The organism is Streptococcus nakanonensis (genome assembly GCF_059738785.1).
Map to the genome: position 1 here is coordinate 2,022,216 of NZ_AP027139.1, position 21,532 is coordinate 2,043,747.

Genomic DNA, 21,532 nt, shown 5'->3' on the forward strand with positions numbered 1-21,532 from the left:
ATATATATTAAGAAGGACAAATAAAAAGCCCCCCCCTAAAATATTTATGCATATTTTAGACTGGCATAATTCATTATACTCTTTTTTGTTTTATAAATCAAATGTTATGAACTAAGCTTGATATGATGCATCTTATCCAATTCTTCTGTTTCACGCGAAACACCCTGCGCTAGGCAAGGTGTTCTTGTTTTAGGTTGTATAAATCGTCGAAGCTGTCGCAATAGTATGCCATTGGTTGGCTGTTGTGGCTGCGAAGCCCTTGTCTGCGTAGAAGTCGTTAAATGGCAGGATTTCCACTTCTAGTTCGTCGATGCGGTCAAGCTGGCCAGCCAGATAAGCCTTGATACGGCTTTCTGCTCGTTTGATGCGTTGCAAGAGTCCGCCCATACGGATGTCAACTGTATCCAAACCAAAGACCTTGTTTTCTTTCAGCCATTGGTGGCTAAAGAGGGCATGGAAGTGTTCAATTTGGCTTCTGAGTTCTGGTAATTCTTGCCTTGCGATTTCTTGCAGACTTTCCTTATCATTCGCTTGATAGGCTTGACGAATGCGTCGTCCCACATCGACTTTGCTACTTAAAATCTGGTTCAACTGAGCCTGAGTTTCAAAGAGGTAAGAGTAAGCACCAGCTTTTTCTTTGATTTCAGCAAGTATCTCAGCAGCCTGAGCAAAGTGCGGTTTGTCCTGTTCAGGTGTCATGTGTTGATCAAGAATCGGACAGAGAACATCCTGATAAAAGACATAGCGGTTAGGATTGATGCCACTGAGATTGCCTGGTAGATCTGGTAAGAGATTGGCAAGGTCAATCTGCATGAAATCCTCAACCGATAGACCAGTATTGGTCTGGAAGTGAGCAGACAAACGGTCTAGGTCATTGCGATAGCTGAGTTCTGCCCAGATTTGCAAGCTTGGGAGAATAGAAAACTGAGCTGTCTCACCACCATTGTCCCCCCAACCCGTCACGATGACTTCTTTGATGTCATTGGCACGACAGGCTTTATTAGCCTCGATAGCCACTAGACGGCTAAAATGGTTGTGAGGTGTAAAACCAATCCACTTCCAAGCACCACCTGCAAAGGCAAGGTCATGACTAATCTTATGATGATTGCGGAAATTACGGTTGTATTTTTCCTCGCTATCCTGATAATAGTCCCAGTAAACCAAGGTCACACGGTCTTTGAGACGGTCTAGGTAGACACGAGTGTCTTCTGGAATTTCCACATCACGGTCGTACTGGCCATCCGCTGACATAAGTTTAAAGAACATATCGCTCCACATCTGGCAGTGGAAACCATATTTATCAGCAATATCCAGCACGCGCTCCAAGTGTTGGCACATGAGGAGACTACGGTCCACAACACCGTTCAATATCAAGTAGCGTCCCAAACCAACCAAGTGGGCTTCGTCCATCCCGATATTGACCTTGCGAGTTTGTAGTTTAGATAGAGTAGCAAACATGCCATCAATCAGATCATAAACCTTTTCTTCGCCGATAAGGAGAATGTCCTCTACATCACGGAGTTCCTGCACTTCTTTGACACCCCATTTGACGAAGGCTGACAAGTGGGCCAAGGTCTGGATACAAGGCACAAAGGTCATGTCAAACTGTTGGGCATAGGCTTCGATTTCCTGCAATTCCTCAGCTGAGTAGGCTCCACGGAAATAGCCAAAGTAAGGCTGCCCTTCAATCTGGTAGGTGTCTTCCATGTAAAGCTCAAAGGTTGAGTAGCCCATGAGAGCCAAGACCTCAACCATCTGCTTGGCAGAAGCGACATTCAGCACTGCATTTCGAGAACAGTCTGCCATGTAGGCTAAATCTTCATAAGCCGCCTGCTCCTCAATCTCTACTTTATCAGCTTCTGCTAGAACTGTTGCCAACAAGGACAAGGCTCGATAAAGTTGGTGGGGTTTGCGGTAAGTTAATTGATAGTGGCCACCCTCACCCTTGATAGAGATAGAGGCTTGGTCAGACTGAGCGACAGCTACCTCTACATCTGGTAGCAGAATGTGCTTTTTAAGCAACTCTAATGCTTGCTCTTGTTTGTCACTAATTCCTGTAAATCTTACCATTGGTTTTCCTCCTGTAGCCAGTTAACAAGGGCACCGTAAAGATTAGCATCTGCATGATAGGTGCAGGCTTGGATAACGGGTGCGACCGTGTATTCTTCGTAGGTATCGACAAAGTCTTCAACAGCTTCCTTGACACCTTGGATAAAATCTGGATTTTGGCTGATAGAGCCTCCCAGGCTAATGACATCTGGATCGATCAGATACTGGATATTAAGCAAACCTTGCGCCAGATTACGGTTCATGCGCTCAATTGCTTCTTGGCAAAGGGTATTTCCTGCTGCGGCCTCTTGGTAAATCTTGCGACCGTCCCAATCAGTCTGACCAGATTTTTCAATCACATATCGTACCATATTCCCAGTTGACGCTAGTTGCGACCAGTTGTTGAGCTTTTCAGCAGGGGCAAGGGTTGTCATGTAGCCAAATTCTCCACCCAGGCCGTGGCGACCTCGATGAAGTCTACCATTGATAATCATGGCTCCGCCAATCCCTGTCCCAATCACGACACAGGCTGCATTTTCAAGTTCTGGATGAGCCAGTAATTCACTGAGTCCAACGCAGTTGGCATCATTTTCCAGATGGACAGGAATCTGATAAGAGCTAAGCGCCTCATACCAAGAAAATCCGTGAATGTAGGGCACCGCACTGAAGCCATCAATCACACCTGTCTCTTGATTGACCGCACCTGGAACGCTCATAGCAATCCCGCTGTAATCCTGCTCTGACAAGCGCTGGTCTAACCAAGCTAGTAATTCCTCCAAACTTTCTGGCGTTGGGATGCTTGTCTTATCCAATATTTTCCCATCAGGAGTTAGACTAGCAAACTTAATCCCAGTCCCTCCGATATCAATCGTTGCAATGGTCATTGTTTTTACCATAAAAAGGGGCGAATCAGCAGTTAGTTCTTACTTTTTCGCCCCTCCTTTCTTTTTATGTTTACTTTTTGAAATTAAATTTCTTCTTTTTTGATGAATTCTGTACGAATCTCTTGTGGTGCGATGAGGCCTCTATGAACTGGGTATGGTCGTTCAAGTAGGTCAAGAAAGAGATGTTGACTTTCCGGTACACGCACATTTTCACTACACATATTGTAGTAGCGAAGAACATAGCCTTCTTCATTTTCAGCTACCTTAAAGGCTGTTGGACAGATTTGCGGTATGCTGAGAACAGAATGGCTCAAGAGGCTACCAGTCGCAGCGACGCTTCCTTCTTGTCTAGCAAGCTGAAGGCTGGTGAATGGTGTCTGCAAGGCTTTGGCGCGACGATAGGCTGAGAAGCGTTCTTGGGCTTGGTGGCATTCAAGAGCAAACTCGACTTCAAATTCACGCAAGCATTGTGCTTCTGGTGTTGGGAAGTAGCCCCAGTCACCTAGCTCACCTGATGCACGCAAAATAGTCACTGCAATAGTGTCGTCTCCAAGGATTTCGTATTCATTCAATCCCTTGTTGGATACAGTCACACCTTTTTCATCGTCATACAGACTAACAAAGGCTTGTTGGTGTTGAGGATTTTCAGGATTTTCCCATGAAGCTGCTGGTTTGTTTGGTCGTGTCACCACCTCATAGATGCTTTCAGAATCATTGCTTGGACGCGTGTTATGAGTCTTGACCAAGAGACGGATACGGTGATCTTTGGCAGTGTTAGTAAAGCGAGTCTTGCAACGGATTTGTGGATTATCAACGAAGATAGTCATCTCAGTTTCAAGAGGAATGCTTGTCAATTCTTCTGAACGTCCAGCTTCACGCTTCATAAACTCGATGATGCCTTTTTGCTCTTCTTCTAGCTTTTCATCTGCACTGACAGGCACGGTCAATTCATGTTTGAGCAAAATCTTAGCGTAGCGAGCTGTGTTTTCCAAGACCTCGTAGCCCTTAAGCTCTGCATAGATTGGCTCTGTTCCTTTTGGTTGGAAATAGATATACTCGTTTCCGATGTCCCCACGGTCTTCAAAGCGGATAAAATCTTCATAGGCTTCGTGAGTTGTCTTGTCATAAACTGTGATGTTGTCATCCACACTCACCGTTATAAATGGCGTATCAATCACTCCGTTTTGGTAAATACCGTCGCGGTGTTCTTGTTCTCCTTCCAGCAATTGGAAAGTTGTCCAAGAAAGCGGCGCTAGGTGAACTGGAATGGTCACGCGCACTTGTCGAGCAATACGAGCTTGGCGAAACTTATCTTTTGGTAAATCGTACTCAAAATTAGCTCCGAGATCTTCGATTTTAGCCTCTACAGGACGCCCATCCAAGTCCTCCACACGGTAACTTGGCAAGGTAAGAGCAGCCATCTTCTTGTATCCCTCTGTTGGGTGTAATTCCTTGAAATCACAAGTCGCCACATCAATCACTGTGCTGACAGTATCAACCTTATCATGCAAGCCTGTGTTAATAACCGTAAAGAGATAGTCACTTTGAGCCTTAGCCGTAGCAATTTTACCCTTCCACTCGTTGAGAAGATTGGCCTTAACAAAGTTTCCTACTTGATTGACCTTGGCAAAACGAGTTTCCATCTCTCGGTGAACTTCGTCCACGCTACAGCCACAGATGCTATCATGTGGCGCATTCTGCAAAAGAGTTTTCCAAGCATAGGTCAACTGATCCTTGTGGTTATGACCCCCAGTGATAATCGTCAAGGGTTCTACAACTTGCTCTAGGAGGTTGCTATTTTCTTGGAAGGCTTGTTTGAGATAAATACGAGATGAAGAAGTGTTGGCAAGTGTGTACCAGCCATCTGTTTCCTGACTGGTCAACTCTCCTGTCACCGTTGATAATTGCTCTGGAAGCGCACCTTCCACGGCTTGGACATATTCATCAAAAGAACTATGAACAAAGGTTACATCTGGGAAGAGTTCATTTGCCACACGAATGGCTTCGCTCAGATTTTTCTGTACAGGCTGGTGGTCACATCCGTTCATCATCAACCACTGGTTGGTCGAAGCATAGGCACGCACATCTGACAATTTTTGTTCCCAGAAGGTCAAGGCCTCATCTTTATCAACTGGGATTTCATTCCCGTTACTGTACCAGTTGGCAAAGAGAATCCCGAGGACACGACTACCATCTGCACCCTGCCAGTACATTTCTGAAAACTGAGAAGTAAACTGCTCATCTTCGAGAACTTGGTTGTCAAATCCAATCGGCTTCACACCACGACCAAAAGCTGCCACATGAATGCCTGATTTTTGAAGAATTTGAGGCGCTTGTCCCATATTTCCAAAGGTATCTGGGAAGTAACCAATCTGGGTTGATTTGCCCCATTTTGCAGCCTCCTGCTGACCGATAAGAGTATTACGGACATTGGCTTCACTTGAAATCAAATAATCATCCTGCAAGATGTAAAATGGACCAATCTTCAATTTTCCTTCGTCAATGTAGCGTTGAACTTTGTCGCGATTTTCAGGACGAATCTCCAAGTAGTCATCAAGGACAATGGTTTGTCCATCCAAGTGGAAACTCTTGAATTCAGGATCATTTTCAAAAAGATCAAAAAGATTGTCAAACAATTCCACCAACTGCATACGGTGGCTTTCAAAAGGCAAGTACCACTCACGGTCCCAGTGACTATGTGAGATAATATGTACGACAACATTTTCCATGAAGTAAAACCTCATTCTAAATTTAAATTTTTATTGTTAACGTTTTTGGATGTAAATTTGTGATTCTTTCCAAGAATCAGTGAAGCGAAGGCGAGCTCCTTATACTCAATGAAAATCAAAGAGCAAACTAGGAAGCTAGCCGTAGGTTGCTCAAAGCACAGCTTTGAGGTTGCAGATAAAGCTGACGTAGTTTGAAGAGATTTTCGAAGAATATAAAGCATGTTCCCTAGCGAATATCTAGGTAATCCAAGACCAATTCACAGAACACCATGTTAGCCCAAGAGAACCATTCACGAGAATAAAGAGTTGGGTCATCTACGTGGAAGCTTTCATGCATAACACCTGTACCCCCATCGCAAGCAACCAGCTGATCCAGCAAGAATTTTTTCTCTGCCTTATCTCTTGTTGTCAAACCTTGGATAGACAGAGCGATTGGCCAGATATAGCGATAGAAGGTATGAGAACTTCCGAGACCGCTAGCGTATTCTCCTTGGTAGAAATATGGATTTTCCGGGCTCAGAATGGTACGACGAGTGGCTTGATAAACTTCGTCGTCAATATCGCAGTAGCCCAGATAAGGTGCAGCCAACAAACTTGGTACGTTTGGATCATCCATGATGCTGGCATTTCCTAGACCATCCACTTCAAAGGCATAAATCTTTTCGCCCTTGCTGTTGCTTGTGTAGGCGTAGTTTTCGATACCTTCTTGGATTTCAGACTGGAGGCGCTTGGCATCAGCAATAACACTCTGGCTATCAGCTAGATTCAATTCTGCAAAGATCTCTTGCACATAACCCAAGACTACTACAGCAAACATATTGGACGGAATCAAGTAACTATACTGGCAGCAGTCATCGCTCGGACAAAAAGCTGACCAAGTCATGCCTGTCACTGCAAAATCAGGGCCAAAGCCATCATTTACCAAGGTATCTTCCTTGCGGTCCGTATCTCGGACAAAACGATAAGGAGAGTTGGTGTGGTCTTGTTCCACTGTCCACAGATGGAGAATTTCCTTAGTCGCTGCGACAAAAGTCTCATCAAACTGACTAGTCTCGCCAGTCTCTTTCCAAAGGAGATATGCTAACTGCAACGGATAGCAAAGCGAGTCCACCTCGTACTTGCGTTCCCAAATCCAGCCGTTAAGGTCGGTATGGTCAGTCTCATGGTGCCCCTTCCAGTTTTCCTCAATGTTAAAGGAATTGGCATAAGGATCCTTGAGTACCAAGGTCATCTGACGTTTGACCAAACCTGCAATGGTCTGACGCAGGAGCGAATCTCTTTTAGCCACATGCAGGTAGGGTCTGAGTTGGGCTGTCGAATCTCGAAGCCACATAGCAGGAATATCCCCAGTCAAGACAAAGGTTGAACCATCTTCTAGGATTTCAACCGTATTGTCCAAGGTGTCTGTGTAGCAACGCTCGAAAACATCCACCCACTCTGGATGGTCCTTAGCCCGCTCTGCTACTTCATCTAGCCATTCTCTAACAATTTCTTTTGAATAAATCATCGTGCAGTATCCTCTTTCAAACAAGTTTCATTTTCAGTATATAGCTTTTGAGACAGAAAATACATACACAAATGATAGTCATTTTTCTACAAAATAGTTATCTTTGAAACTCCTTTTCTAAAGGCCCTATTTTTCTGATATAATGTAGAAAAACAGCTAAAGGAAAGACTATGAAACCACTACTTGAAAGCATCGATACCCGCTTTGGAACTGCCAGCAAGCATGCCTTTTCTCGGGGAAATACCCTGCCATACACAGGCCTTCCTTTTGGGATGAATTACTTTGTGCCCCAGACCAGTGACCAGGAGAGCTCTTGGTTTTTTGATCCACATCTGCCTATCTTTCAGGGGATTCGATTGACCCATCAACCAAGTCCTTGGATTGGGGACTACTCTTGGCTCCTTCTGACACCTGTCACCGGTCAACTGGGTGGAGACAGCCTCTTTCACCGCCAATCTTCCTATGACATAGATAAGGCCTCTTTCCAACCTCATTATCTGAAAATTTTCTCCCTGCGCTATCAGATTGAAAGCCAGCTTACACCGACTTGCTACGGTGCTTCTATTCGTTTGAAGCAAAAGCAAGGCAAAGCCCTCTCCCTCTATCTTCACGCAGCAGATGAACTGACAGTAGAACAAGTAGATAAGCGAACTCTCGCCCTGCGACAAGAAGGAAAAACTGAGACTAACAAAAATCCGCTAAAACTATTCACTGCCATGCAAATGAATACGGATATTCTTGCTGTCAGCCAAGAAGGGGGAGACTGGCGAATTGACCTGGAAGATAGCCATGCAGAGATTCAACTAGGCACTTCTTTCATCTCCCCTTCTCAAGCACTGCTTAATCTACCTCAAAAGGACTTTGATAGCTGTAAAGAAAATGCACAAGCGAACTGGGAAAATCTCCTCCATCGTTTTGACGTTATCGAGACAGGAGAGGCTGACCGAACCTTCTTTGATCACTGCCTTTACAGACTCTTCCTCTTCCCACAGACTTTTTATGAGGTTAATGAATCAGGGCAAGCCAGCCACATAGATCTGGCTACTGGTTCTGTCAAGCCCGGTGTCCTCTTTAGCAACAATGGTTTCTGGGATACCTTCCGTACCACATTCCCCCTCTTTGCCCTTGTCATACCGGAACACTATCGTTTCTTTTTAGAAGGTTTTCTCAATAGCTACCGCGATACTGGTTTCCTTCCAAAATGGTTGGCTCCAGATGAACATGGCATGATGCCAGGTACACTTTTAGACGGCATTATCGCAGATAGCGCCTGCAAGGACATGGCTCCTGACCTAGAAGAAGAACTCCTCCAAGCCATGCTTGAAACAGCCAGCAAGTCCGACCCTCTCGGCATCAATGGCCGTCACGGACTAGCCCAATACCAAGAACTAGGCTACCTCTCTACCGACCACCACGAAAGCGTCAGCCACACTCTTGACTATGCCTATAGCGACTTTTGTATCGCCAGCTGTGCCGAAAAACTTGGTCAGAATGACATCGCGGAAACTTATAGAACTGCGTCACAAAATTACCGCCATCTATTTGATGCTGAGACAGGTTACATGCGAGCGCGAGACAATCAAGGAAACTTCCGTCCTGACTTCTCTCCCTATAGTTGGGGACGAGACTACGCTGAATGCTCTGCCATCCAAGCGACTTTAGGCGTCCTCCAAGACATCCCAGACTTAATTCAACTTATGGGTGGAAAAGAAACCTTCAGCAACTATCTTTTGAAAGCCTGTCAAGATGCTCCCCTCTTTGAGACAACAGGCTATGGTTACGAAATTCACGAAATGAGCGAAATGGCTACTGCTCCTTTTGGACAACTCGCCATTTCTAACCAACCGAGTTTCCACATTCCTTATCTCTTCCGCTACAGCGATTACCCTGACTACACTGCCCTTCTCATCAAGACTCTACGTCAAAAAGCTTTTCACCCAAGTTGGGAAGCCTATCCTGGTGATGAAGACAATGGCAGTCTCTCGGCCTGGTACATCTGGTCGGCTCTCGGATTTTATCCAACCTGTCCAGGCAAGCCCAGCTATGATCTCGGAATCCCTCTCTTTGACCACCTCCGTATTTATCTAGCTAAAGAAGATAAATGGTTGGATGTCCATACTAAACAAAACCACAGCCATTTTAACTTTGTCAAAGAATATCGACTAGATAATACCTCTATAACTAGCATTCAACATCAAGACCTCTTAAAAGCTGAACAGCTAACCTTTACACTTAGCTGGTTGCCAAGTCAGCCGTCCACTTCCTGAAATGCAAAAATCTCCTAGCAGACTTTCCTGCTAGGAGATTTTCTTATGAGAGGTACTTGTTTAAGCTTTGAAAATCGGATTTATTATCTGATGTTTATCAAACAATCTACCAATTAAGCTTCTTCGTCTTCTTTACGACGACGGCCTGCAAGACCAAGACCAAGTAATGCACTTGCGGCAGCTGCTACCATAGCTACAGTAGAATCTGCTGTACCTGTATTTGGCAATTCTTTAGCTGCTTTACGCGCGTTTGCTGCTGCTCGGTTGGCATTTGCTGCTTGAGCAGTAGCTGGAGTTACATCTGATGTTTGAGCAGCTTGGTCCTTAGCTGGGCTTGTAGGGTCAGTTGCTGGAGCAACTTTCGCCATGAAGTCTTCGATACGTTTCACCATTGCATCCACTTCTGCTTGAGTTGCGTCTGCATTAGCAAATACTTTCTTAGCGTCTGCCAATAAGTCAGTCGCTTCTTTTGCAGTTTCTGCATCAAGCTTAGCTAATTCTTGGATGAACAATTCATCTAATTGATGGATAGCACCTTCCAACTTCGCTTTATCTGCTTTTGCGTCAGTGTTAGTAGCTCCGTTATTACCTCCACCATTTGATGGTACATAAGGACGTTGTTTGAATGCATCATCTCTTGGAATTGCTAATACTTGACCTTCTTTTGTAACGATTGTTACATTTCCAGCTTTGTCAATGTTAATAGCTAATTCTTTCTTACCATCTTTTTCGACTGTTGCATTACCATCTTTGTCGATTGTAATTTTCACTTTACCATCTTTAGATGTGTAAACTGTATTTCCGTCTTCTGTTGACTTAATGTAAGCATCTAAATCGAATTCTTCTACATTAGTGATAGCACCTAGAACTTTGAATTGGAATTTCGCTTTTTCTTCTGGAGTAATATTAGCAAGGTTTGCTACCGTTACTTTACTCAAGTCGAAATCAAGATTATTACCACCGTTTTTAGCTTTCGCTTCTTCTGCATTCTTCACTAGTTGTTCTTTAGAAATTGTTGCTGTAGAACCGTCTGGCATTGTTACTGTTGCGTTTCCTTTATCGTCTACTACTACAGTTGCACCTGGGTTAACTGCTTCAATTGCTTTCTTAACAGCGTCTTTTTCGTCTTTTGTTAAGTTTTCTTTATTTCCAACTAATGTACGGATAGCTGGTGTTTTCACTTTAGCGTTCTTAGCTTCGTCAGCTAATTTTTCTGCTGGGATGACTAAGTCTGAAGCTGGAATGTTAAGAACTGTGCCATCACCTTTGGTTACTGTTGCGTTTCCTTTATCGTCTACGACTACAGTTGAACCTGGGTTGACTGCTTCTACAGCTTTCTTAACAGCTTCTTTTTCAGCATCTTTAAGTTTCTCTGAATCTGCTACTACAGTCTTAGCTGCTGGTGTGTTCGCATCGTTACCACCATTTGGTTTCGTAGCATCATCTTCAACTTTCACTAAGTCTGTTGATGGGATAACTGAAACATTACCATCTTTAACTACTGTTGCATTTCCTTGGTCGTCTACGACTACAGTTGCGCCTGGATTTGCTGCTTTAACTTTATCTTCGATGGCTTTCTTCTCAGCTTCAGTTAAGGCATTTGGATTTGCGACTTTTGTCTTAGAGGCTGGTGTAACTGCATTGTCTTTAGCTTTTCCATCGTTCACATCTTTTTCAGATTTTGTTAAATCTGATGCTGGGATAACTGCTGTATTTCCGTTTGGAAGAGTTACTGTCGCATTTCCTTGGTCGTCTACGACTACAGTTGAACCTGGATTTACGGCTGCTACTTTAGCTGCAATTGCATCTTTCTCATCTTGTGTTAATGAGTCTGGATTTGCAACTTTTGTCTTAGAAGCTGGTTTAACGATGTCGTTTCCTGCTTTTGGTGCCTTTTCTGCATCTGCATTCTTCGTTAAGTCTGCCGCTGGAATGACCGCTGTCTTACCATTTACTGTTACAGTTGCATTTCCTTTATCGTCAACTACTACAGTTGCGCCTGGATTTGCTGCTTTAACTTTGTCTTCGATTGCTTTCTTCTCTTCTGGAGTTAGAGCATTTGGATTTGCTACTTTTGTCTTAGAAGCTGGTGTAACTGCGTTGTCTTTAGCTTTGCCATCGTTCACATCTTTTTCAGATTTTGTTAAATCTGATGCTGGAATAACTGCTGTATTTCCGTTTGGAAGAGTTACTGTTGCGTTTCCTTGGTCGTCTACTACTACAGTCGCATCTGGATTTACTGCTTTAACTTTAGCAACAATTGCATCTTTCTCTTTTGGAGTTAGAGCATTCGGATTTGCTACTACAGTCTTATCTGCTGGTTTAACGATGTCGTTTCCTGCGTTTGGTTTAGCTGCGTCTGCTGCTGTCTTAGTTAAGTCTGATGCTGGAATTACAACTGGTTTTCCATCTTTAGGTGTAACTGTTGCATTTCCTTTGTCGTCTACTACTACAGTCGCATCTGGATTTACTGCTTTAACTTTAGCTGCAATTGCATCTTTTTCGTCTTTTGTTAACGATTCTGGATTTGCTACTACAGTCTTATCGGCTGGTTTAACTACGTCGTTTCCTGCGTTTGGCTCTTTAGCTGAATCTGCTGTCTTAGTTAAGTCTGATGCTGGAATGACTGCTACTTTACCATCTTTCGTTGTTACTGTTGCGTTTCCTTGATCGTCTACTACTACAGTTGCTCCTGGATTTACAGCTTTAACTTTGTCTTCGATTGCTTTCTTAGATGCTTCTAAGTCATTTGGATCCAAGACTGTCTTATCGGCTGGTGTGTTTACATCGTTTCCTGCATTTGGCTTAGCTGCTTCTTCTGCTGTTTTCACTAAATCTTTCGCTGGGATAACCACTGTCTTACCATCTTTAGTTGTTACAGTTGCATTTCCTTGGTCATCAACAACTACAGTTTTAGCTTCTGGATTTACTTCTGCTACTTTAGCTGCGATTGCATCTTGCTCGTCTTTTGTTAATGATTCTGGATCTTCTACAACTGTCTTGTCAGCTGGTTTAACTACGTCGTTACCTGCGTTTGGTTCTTTAGCTGAATCTGCTGTCTTAGTTAATGCCGCCGCTGGAATGACCGCTGTCTTACCATTTACTGTTACTGTTGCGTTTCCTTTGTCATCTACTGCTACAGTTGCACCCGGGTTAACTTCTGCTACTTTAGCTGCGATTGCTTTTTTCTCATCTTCCGTTAATGGTTTAGTAGAATCAACCGCTACTTTATCAGCTGGTGTATTGACATTGTTTCCTGCATTTGGTTTAGCTGCTTCTTCTGCTGTTTTCACTAAATCAGTAGCTGGAATTGTTGCAACTTCTCCATCTTTAGTTGTTACCGTTGCATTTCCTTTATCGTCAAATGCCACCTTAGCTTCTGGATTTACTGCTTTGATTGCTTCTGTAATCTTAGCTTTATCTTGGTCTGATAAATGATCTGGATCGCTTACAACTACTTTATCTGCTGGTGTGTTAACTTTGTTTCCTGCATTTGGTTGTTTAGCTTCTTCTGGACTTGTTACTAAATCTGCCGCTGGAATTGTTGCTGTTTCCGTATTACCGTCTTTATCTTCTATAGTTACCGTTGCATTTCCTTTATCATCTACGAAGATCGCTTTTGCATCTGGATTTACTGCTTTAATCTTAGCTTCAATCGCTTTTTTCTCTTCTGGAGATAATGGTTTAGTTGGATCAGCTACTACTACTTTATCAGCTGGTTTGTTAATGTTGTTTCCTGCTTTTGCATTTTTAGCTTCTTCTGGAGTTTTCACTAAATCTTTTGCTGGAATTACAAAGCTTCTACCATCTTCTGTAGTTATCGTTGCATTTCCATTGTCATCAACAACAACCGTTGAACCTGGGTTAACTTCCTCAACAGCTTTCTTAATAGCTTCTTTATCCACGTTAGCTGGATCTGTTACTAATACCTTATCAACAGGTTTCTTAATTAAATCTTGTTTCTCAGGTTTTAATAGATCTGCTTTTGGTTTCGCTAAGGCTTCTACAGGAATTGTTGCGATGTCTCCATTTGCATTCTTAACAGTCGCATTTCCTTTTGCGTCAAATACTACTGTTGCTCCTGGGTTAACTTCTAAAATGTTTTTCTCAATTTCTTGAATATCTTCCGCTGTCAATTTGTCTCTGTCTTTGACTAAGACTCTGTCTGCTGGTGAATTGATTTTATTTCCTGCATTCACTTTAGCTTTATCAGCGTCAGTCTTCGTTAAATCAGCTACTGGAATTGTTGCAGTTTTACCTTCTGGTGTTGTTACTGTCGCATTTCCTTGGTCATCTACGAATACTGTTGCTCCTGGATTTATACGTTGAACTTTAGCAGCGATTTTCGCTTTAACATCATCCGTGATTTGTCCATCTTTAACAAACACTCGATCTGCTGGTTTGTTAATAACGTTACCTGCTTTTGGATCGCTTAATACTTCATCATCAGTTTTCACTAAATCATCCGCTGCGATTACAGCTGTCTTACCATCTTTAGTTGTTACTGTCGCATTTCCTTTTTCATCAACTACTACAGTTGCTCCTGGGTTAACTTCTGCAACTTTAGCTTTAATAGCTTTACGGTCTTCATCAGTTAATGCATCTTTATCAGCAACTACTGTTTGATCGATAGGTTTCTTAACTGGGTTTTGTTTAGCTGGATCCAATAGATCTTTTTCAGCATTTGATTTCACTAAGTCACTTACAGGGATTGTCGCTGTAGCCATAGTACCGTCTTGATTTGGTACTGTTACTGTTGCGTTTCCTGCTTCGTCAAATACGACTTTAGTTCCTTCAGGATTTACCGCCTGAATTGCTGCAGTAATCTTAGCTTTTTCAGCATCAGTTAATTCAGCTGGATTTGCTACTACTGTTCTTTCAGCTGGAGTATTTACTTTGTTTCCTGCTGATGGAGTTTCTTTAGCTGCTGGATCTTTCAATAAGTCTTCAACTGGGATTGTTGCTGTCTTACCGTCTGGTGTTGTTACTGTTGCGTTTCCTTGGTCATCAACAAAGACAGTCGCACCTGGGTTTACTGCTTCAACCGCTTTTTGGATTTTAGCTTTAACTTCATCTTTATTCGGTCCAACTAAATCTGCCGCCGCTGCCGCTACTTTATCCGCTGGCTTGTTGATGTTATTTCCTGCTTTTGCACCATCAACTTCTTGTGGAGATTTCACTAAGTCTTCTTTGGCGATTACTACAGTTTTTCCTTCTGGAGTTGTGACTGTTGCATTTCCTTCGTCATCAACTACGATAGTTGTCTTCGGATCTCTATTTACCTTAGCGATTTCTGCTTTGATTGCATCTTTTTCAGCTTGAGTTAATTTACCTGCTTTCTTAACAAGTGTTTTATCTGCTGGTTTCTTAACTTCATCTTGCTTGTCTGGCTTAGTTAAGTCAGCTGCATCTTTTGCTAAATCAGATGCTGGAATTGTTGCTACAGCTCCATCTTTCGTTGTTACTGTTGCGTTTCCTTTGTCGTCAAATGCAACTGTTGCACCTGGGTTAACTTTAAGAATTTCTGCTCTAATCTTATCTTCATCAGCCTTGATATTAGCAGGATCTGTTACAACCACTTTCGTTGCTGGAGTGTTTACTTTGTTTCCTGCATTTGGTTGAGTTGTATCTTTGATAAGATCTTCAACAGGGATTGTCGCTGTTTTACCATCTGGAGTTGTTACAGTCACATTTCCTTGGTCGTCTACGAATACTTTTGAACCTTCTGGGTTCACTGCTTCTACAGCCGCTTTGATTTTAGCTTTAACGTCTGCTTTCTTCGCATCATCAGCTAAATCAGCTTTTGTTGCTGCTACTTTATCTGCTGGTTTGTTGACGTTGTTTCCTGCTTTTTCATCTTTAGCTTCTTCTGGAGATTTCACTAAGTCAGTTACTGGAATTGTTGCTGTTTGACCGTCTGGTGTAACTACTGTTGCATTTCCTTTTGCATCAACTACTACTGTTGCATCTGGGTTTACTGCTTGAACTTTAGCCTTGATTGCTGCGATATTTTCAGGAGTTAAGGCATCTTTAGCAGCAACTACTTTGTCTACTGGTTTGTTGATGTTATTTCCTGCTTTAGCAGTTTCTTTGTCAGCTTCTTTCTTCACTAAGTCAGCTTTTGGAATCACTACAGTTTTACCTTCTGGTGTTGTTACTGTTGCGTTTCCTTTGTCATCAACTACTACAGTAGAATCTGGATTTACTGCTTCTACAGCTGCTTTAATAGCATCTTTAGCGGCACTTAAATCTGCATTTGGATCATCTACTAAAGCTGGATCCACTACTACTTTGTCTGCTGGTTTGTTGACAGCATCTTGTTTCGCTGGGTCAGCTAAGTCAGCTTTAGCTTTTACTAAATCGCTCGCTGGGATTGTTGCCACAGCTCCGTCTTTCGTTGTTACTGTTGCATTTCCTTTTTCATCTACAACAACTGTTGCATCTGGATTTACTGCTTGAATTTTAGCTTTAATAGCGTCTGTAACTTCTTGTGGTAATGGTGCATCTGTACTGTCCACCACTACTCTATCAGCTGGAGTGTTTACTTGGTTTCCACCGTTAACATTCTCTTTATCCGCATCTGATTTGACTAAATCTGCCACTGGAATTGTTGCAGTTTTACCATCTTTAGTTGTTACAGTCGCATTTCCTTGGTCATCGACTACTACTGTAGCATCTGGGTTCACTGCTTCAACTGCTGCTTTAATTCTAGCAAGTTCAGGGTCTGTTAATTGCTTACTGTTATCAACACGTACTCTGTCAGCTGGGTTGTTGATGTTGTTACCAGCTTTGGCAGTTGATGTTTCATTAGGTTTTTTAATTAAATCATCTGCGTCAATAACTGCTGTTTTACCTTCTGGTGTTGTTACAACTGCGTTTCCTTGGTCGTCAACTACTACAACTGCACCTGGATTTACAGCTTCAACTTTTGCTTTAATTTCAGCTTTTACTTTATCAAGTTTTTCTTTATTTGCTTCACCTTGTAATGCTGCAATATCTTCTACAACTGTTTGAGCATTCGGTTTATTGATGTCATCGCCACCGTTTGCTTTCTTAGCATCTTCTTCTGTCTTGAATAAGTCACCTGCTGGAATTGTCGCAATTGTTCCGTCTTTAAGAACTACTGTTGCATTTCCTTCATCGTCATATTTAACAGCTTTAACTTTTTCGTCGCCACCATTTAATTTTTTCAGTTTTTCAGTTACTTCAGCTTGTGCTGCCGGGTCTGTCGCTAGTCCAACTTTTTTATCTGCTGGCTTACGAACACCTGCATTACCTGAATCAGGATTTGCTGCATCAGCTAAAGTACGCACCAATTCTTTGGCTGTAAATCCTGCTGTATTTCCTTCTGGTGTTGAAACCGTTACTGTACCATTGTCATCAATTGTCACAACAGCATTAGGATTTACTTCACGAACAGCTTTTTTGATGTTTTCTTTATCTGCATCTGTCAAACTTTCAGGATTTCCAACAATCACTTTATCCGTTGGACGGTTGATGTTGTTGCCACCACCTGCAGTATCTAAAGCATTTACATCTTTTGTTAGGTCTGTTTGTTTTAATGTTTCAGGTGCTTGCTTCCCTGGTAAGGTTACTTCAGCACTTCCATCATCCTTAACAACTACCGTCGTTCCAGGAGGGTTTACTGCTTTAATAGCATCTTCTAGTTTTTTCCGTTCATCCTCATTTAAGGCTGTTGGATTTTCAGCAATTACCTTGTTCGCTGGTAAACGAGCAGAGTTGATGGCTTTAATCGCTGCTTCTGCTGATTTCTTAGCGTTATCAACACCGGCATTTTTCTTAGCACCATCGATTGCCTCTTCCGAAGCTTTCTTAACAGCATCTACCTCAGCTTGAAGTTTTGCTCTAGCTTCTTCAGTCAAGGCTGCGTCTTGAGCAATTTCTTGCTTTTTAGCAGCGGCTGTAGTTTCTACCGCTGTTTTAGCTGCTGGTTTTTTAGCAGCAGGTTTAGTAACACCCTCTACCTGTGTTTTTCCAGTATCGCCTGCTGTATCGATTTTACCTTGCTCTTGTGTAGCTGCTTCAGGCGTTTCTGCATTATCATTTTTATCCTTAATTTCAGCTTTCTTAGCATCAGCAAGTTTTTTAGCTTCTGCCTTCGCTTCTGCCTTTTCTTCCTCTGTTAGGTCAGTGCGGGCATCCATTTCTGCTTCTTTAGCTTTTAAAGCTTCATCGATTTTGTCTAATGCTGCTTGTTTACCGATTGGGTTGATTTTAGCAACTTCTTTGGTTCCTTCAGCTTGTTTTTCATTTACAGTAGTTTGAGCTGCTGTTGCCGCAGCTGCTGTTTCTGCTGTTGCTGGTTGTTTTTCGATTTCAGCAAGGGCGGCGGCTGCCTTGTCTTCAGCATCTTTTTTAGCTTTTTCCTTCTCGGCTTGTGTTAAGCTATCATTGTTCGCAATAGCATCCTTCTTAGCTTCCAAAGTCTTAGCGATTTCTTCTTTAGCTTTTTCTTTACCGATTGGATTTACTTTCGCTACAGCACCAGTACCTTCATCTTTACCTGCAGTTATATCTGCTGCATTTGTTGCATCAGCGATTTTTTCTAATGCTGCGTCTTTATCTTTATTAACTTCAGCAATAGCTTTTTCTTTTTCAGCTGGTGTTAACTTATCGTTACCATTGATAGCTGCGATTTGTTCTGTCGCTTTGTTAGTAACCGCATCAATAGCTGGTTGTTTATCTAATTTCACAACTTTCTCTACAGGAATTGTATCTTTAGAATCATCTTGATAAGTTACTACTAAGTTCGTACCCTCTTGAACAAGATCTTTTACAACCTTCTTAGCATTTTCAGCTTCTACTGCTTTTCCTTTTTTATCTTCTAAGTTCTTATCTTCATTTTTCTTAGAGTATTCTAATGGAAGATTTTCTTTAATATTAGCTAACTCATCTGCTGGAATATTATCAATGTTTGATACCACCGGTTTCTCAGCATCAGCCAACTCTCTAATGTCATATTTTTTCGTTTGAGATTTTAATACAATACTGAATGAACCTGGGTCAGTTTCATATGAAGAACCTTTAGCAACATTACGAATTTCTTTTCCATCTGTGTCAGTTGCAGTTGCATAACGAGTTACAATTTTAAGTTCTTGATTTGCTTCTTTAGGGAATTTGCTCTCGGCAATTCCAGAGTTATCTTTTGAAATATTACCTTTAATTTTTACAATAGCAGGCTTTTCTGCTGTTGCTACTGTTTCAGTAGAAATTTTTTCAACTGTTGTATTGTACTCATTATCTAAAATATCAGGATTAGATTCATCTTTAGCTGGCGAATCCTGATTCCCACCACGTTTAATTGTCGCAGATGCTATTTTCCCTGAATCATCTGTATATTTAATAGGAATTTCAAAATCTTCATTTGCATATACATATACATCTTTTTTACCGTCTACAGAATAAGGGATTGTTACTTCTGGAGCATTGTTTGTACGTGCAAAATCAGTCAATGGTCTAGTGTCTGTTGAACCATCTTTATAAGTTACAACTAGATTGTTATCAACTTTTTTAATGCTTGCGATACGTTCTTCTTGATTTTCTACAGTTTGACCTTTTTTATCAGCTAGACGAGCATCCATATTGTTTTTAGAGTACTCAATCTTAAGCTTTTCTTTGATTTTATTAAATTCTGCTTCAGTTACTTCCGATGCATCATCCACTGCTACTTTATCAGCTTCTGCTGGTGTTTGAATGTCATATTTTTGAGTTTGTGGTTTAAGCATAACTCTAAGTGACATGTTATTAGCAGTTTCTTTTCCAGAACCTACAAATTCTTTTCCTTCAGAATCGACTACTTTTAAATAACGCCATCCTAAAGCTACGCCTGGAGGGTTCTCTCCTTTAGTTGCAGCCTCTAATTTAGCTTGTGTAAATGACCCTTCTGGAGCTGGGGTACCTGAGTATGTAATAACTGCTGGCTTAGCTTCTGTGGCTGTTGTCTCAGAAGAAATAACATTAGCTGTATATCCATATTGTGTATTGACTTTATCTGTTTCACCTGCTACAGGTTTAAACGGATTACTTCCCCATTGTAATAAAGTCGCACTTTTAATCTTATCCGCATCGTCTTTAATTTTGATGTCGAATGAGTTTTCTTCTGCTCCGTACACATAAATTTCTCGTTTAGGTTCATCAGAGAACGGGAACTCCACTACAGGATCCAGATCCGTACGTGCCACATCAGAAATTGAAGCTGTGTCTGTTGAATCATCGTTATAGGTTACAGTGATAGTTTGTCCATTTACGTCAATACTTTTCACTACAGAAGCTTGATTATCTAAATCTTGACCTTTTTTAGATTCAAATCTAGCATCTTGGCTAGTTGTAGAATATCCAATCTTGATTTGGTCTTTAATTTTCTGAATATCATTTTCCGTTAAGTTGTTAATATTTGAAACAGCAATTTTATTAGCGTTATTTTCTGGTTGTTGAATGCTGTATTTGTATGTTTGAGATTTAACAACTAGTCTGAAATAACCCTCTCCGTTTGTACCTGCTCCTGCTTCAATCTTTCCTCCTGCTGCATCATAAATTTGCATAAACCTAGCACCTAATCCAGCATCTTGGTTTTCTTGTTTTGTATATGCAGAAAGTTCTTTGAACTTATCATTTGGTTTCCCTGTTACTCGAACTGTTACCGGTCCTTGAGCTGGTGTTAAAACAGAGTGATAAGTCCAACCCCAACCATCTGTTTCCTCTGGTTTAGGATCCGAATGTATATCTCGTTTATCTAAATACTGACCGCTTCCTCCCTTAACATAGGCTTTTACAATATTTCCAACGGTTGAATTTACAGAAATACTAACATCCGCATTTTCTTCATTGTATAAGTAGATTTCTTTTTTAGATTGATTTGAATATTCCAGAGTATAGCTAATGTCGCCTTTAGTCTCAGTCGTCTCAGCTCTAAACGCATTCTCTTTATCCATCGCTTTACCGTTGCGTTCGTCTTTTGAACCGGTGTTTTCGATTGAGTTAGTACCAGCTTTTGGTTCTGTGTTTTCTGCTTTTTTACCTACAGTTGGTTGTCCGTTAGTAGTGTCTACTTTCGGAGCTTCTTTTGAACCTTTTGGTTTGCTTGTTAATTTTGAGTTTACTGTATTGAGAAGGTTTCTGTAAGCTACGTTCAATTCATCTTGAGTAGTTGCAGAAGCGAGTGTAGACTCAGCAGAAGCCAATTCCCCATTCAAAAGAGCAAGGCTCTCCTTTGTTTTATTAGCATACGTACCTGCAGAAAGTTTTGATTTAACTTCTGAAATGTAGTTTTCAAGTTGCTTTTTGTCCAAAGCTGGAGTTATTACTTCTGGTGCAGCTGGTTTTGCTGGTTCTTCTACAACTGGTTGTGCTGCTGGAGTTGATGGGGCATCAAGGGCTGGCGCTACTACCGAAGCACTGTCTGCTTCTTGTGGTCCCTCATGTTCAGAGGCTAGCCCTGGAGCTGCTAGAGATGTCTCTTGTTTGCTTAGCTCATTAGCTGATACAGCTCCATTTCCCAAGAACATGAACAGGGCAGCAACTGCTACGCTGGCTGCTCCAAAACTATATTTACGGATTGAGTAACGTGTGACCTTTTCACGGTGCAAGCGTTCAACACGACTCATAGGCGATTTCTTCTCCACTTATTGTGTTCTCCTTAAAAATATTTTTTTATGTCCATATCTACATGCAAAGATTCCTCGCCATAGGCGAGGTTTTGCATATGATACCTTACTTCTTCATTGTACATGATAAGTGATATATATGCAAACTAAATGCTCATCAAATTCACAAAAAAAAAAAAACATTTTCAGACAATTTTTACAATTTGTTCGTTTTTATAACCAAAATTATGAATTTTTTAACTTTAAAATCAGGAAAATATTTTGATTTTCTGCACGTTATTATATTGTATTAAAACCTGAAATTCGGAAATGAATTTGGATAAAATCTTTTTATTTTGAAAAGCAGATAACTTTGATACCTAAAAGGAACTATTCTACAATTTTTAAACAAAACATTCGTAAAATAAATATACAAAAATTTTTAGGTTTTTGGCTTTTTTTCTTCCAAAAAAGAGAACCTGTCAGTTAAATG

Annotated in this window: 6 protein-coding genes; 1 reads left to right on the forward strand and 5 read right to left on the reverse strand. The window is 41.5% G+C overall.

All coding sequences use genetic code 11. From position 1 onward, the window contains the following. Positions 1-189 precede the first annotated feature (189 nt). The 4 genes from AC6I9F_RS09635 to AC6I9F_RS09650 form a co-directional block, all read right to left on the reverse strand. Positions 190-2,070 carry a beta-N-acetylhexosaminidase gene (locus AC6I9F_RS09635; protein WP_498021955.1) on the reverse strand — a complete coding sequence of 627 codons (1,881 nt, stop codon included), beginning with the start codon at positions 2,068-2,070 and terminating at the stop codon, positions 190-192. Then, positions 2,064-2,933: an ROK family protein gene (locus AC6I9F_RS09640; protein WP_498023209.1), complete on the reverse strand. Its 870-nt coding sequence runs from the start codon at positions 2,931-2,933 to the stop codon at positions 2,064-2,066. Before AC6I9F_RS09640 ends, AC6I9F_RS09635 begins: the two co-directional genes overlap by 7 nt. Before the next feature lie 83 nt (positions 2,934-3,016). Further along, a complete protein-coding gene (locus AC6I9F_RS09645; RefSeq protein ID WP_498021956.1) occupies positions 3,017-5,662 on the reverse strand; it encodes an alpha-mannosidase in 2,646 nt (881 codons plus the stop codon). 226 nt (positions 5,663-5,888) lie between these two features. Next, positions 5,889-7,169, reverse strand: a complete 1,281-nt coding sequence (locus tag AC6I9F_RS09650; RefSeq protein WP_498021957.1) for a glycoside hydrolase family 125 protein — start codon at positions 7,167-7,169, stop codon at positions 5,889-5,891. Positions 7,170-7,339: 170 nt separating this feature from the next. Between AC6I9F_RS09650 and AC6I9F_RS09655 the strand changes: the two genes are divergently transcribed. Then, positions 7,340-9,436, forward strand: a complete 2,097-nt coding sequence (locus tag AC6I9F_RS09655) for a GH92 family glycosyl hydrolase (protein ID WP_498021959.1) — start codon at positions 7,340-7,342, stop codon at positions 9,434-9,436. 113 nt (positions 9,437-9,549) lie between these two features. Here the strand turns inward: AC6I9F_RS09655 and AC6I9F_RS09660 are convergent, their stop codons facing one another. Next, positions 9,550-21,078, reverse strand: coding sequence for a MiiA motif-containing surface protein (locus tag AC6I9F_RS09660; RefSeq protein WP_498021960.1), 11,529 nt, complete (start codon positions 21,076-21,078; stop codon positions 9,550-9,552). Positions 21,079-21,532 lie beyond the last annotated feature (454 nt).

Excerpts from the sequence above, each read along its gene's own strand:
- AC6I9F_RS09635 (WP_498021955.1), bottom strand. The coding sequence starts at position 2,070 with ATGGTAAGATTTACAGGAATTAGTGACAAACAAGAGCAAGCATTAGAG.
- AC6I9F_RS09640 (WP_498023209.1), bottom strand. The coding sequence starts at position 2,933 with ATGACCATTGCAACGATTGATATCGGAGGGACTGGGATTAAGTTTGCT.
- AC6I9F_RS09645 (WP_498021956.1), bottom strand. The coding sequence starts at position 5,662 with ATGGAAAATGTTGTCGTACATATTATCTCACATAGTCACTGGGACCGT.
- AC6I9F_RS09650 (WP_498021957.1), bottom strand. The coding sequence starts at position 7,169 with ATGATTTATTCAAAAGAAATTGTTAGAGAATGGCTAGATGAAGTAGCA.
- AC6I9F_RS09655 (WP_498021959.1), top strand. The coding sequence starts at position 7,340 with ATGAAACCACTACTTGAAAGCATCGATACCCGCTTTGGAACTGCCAGC.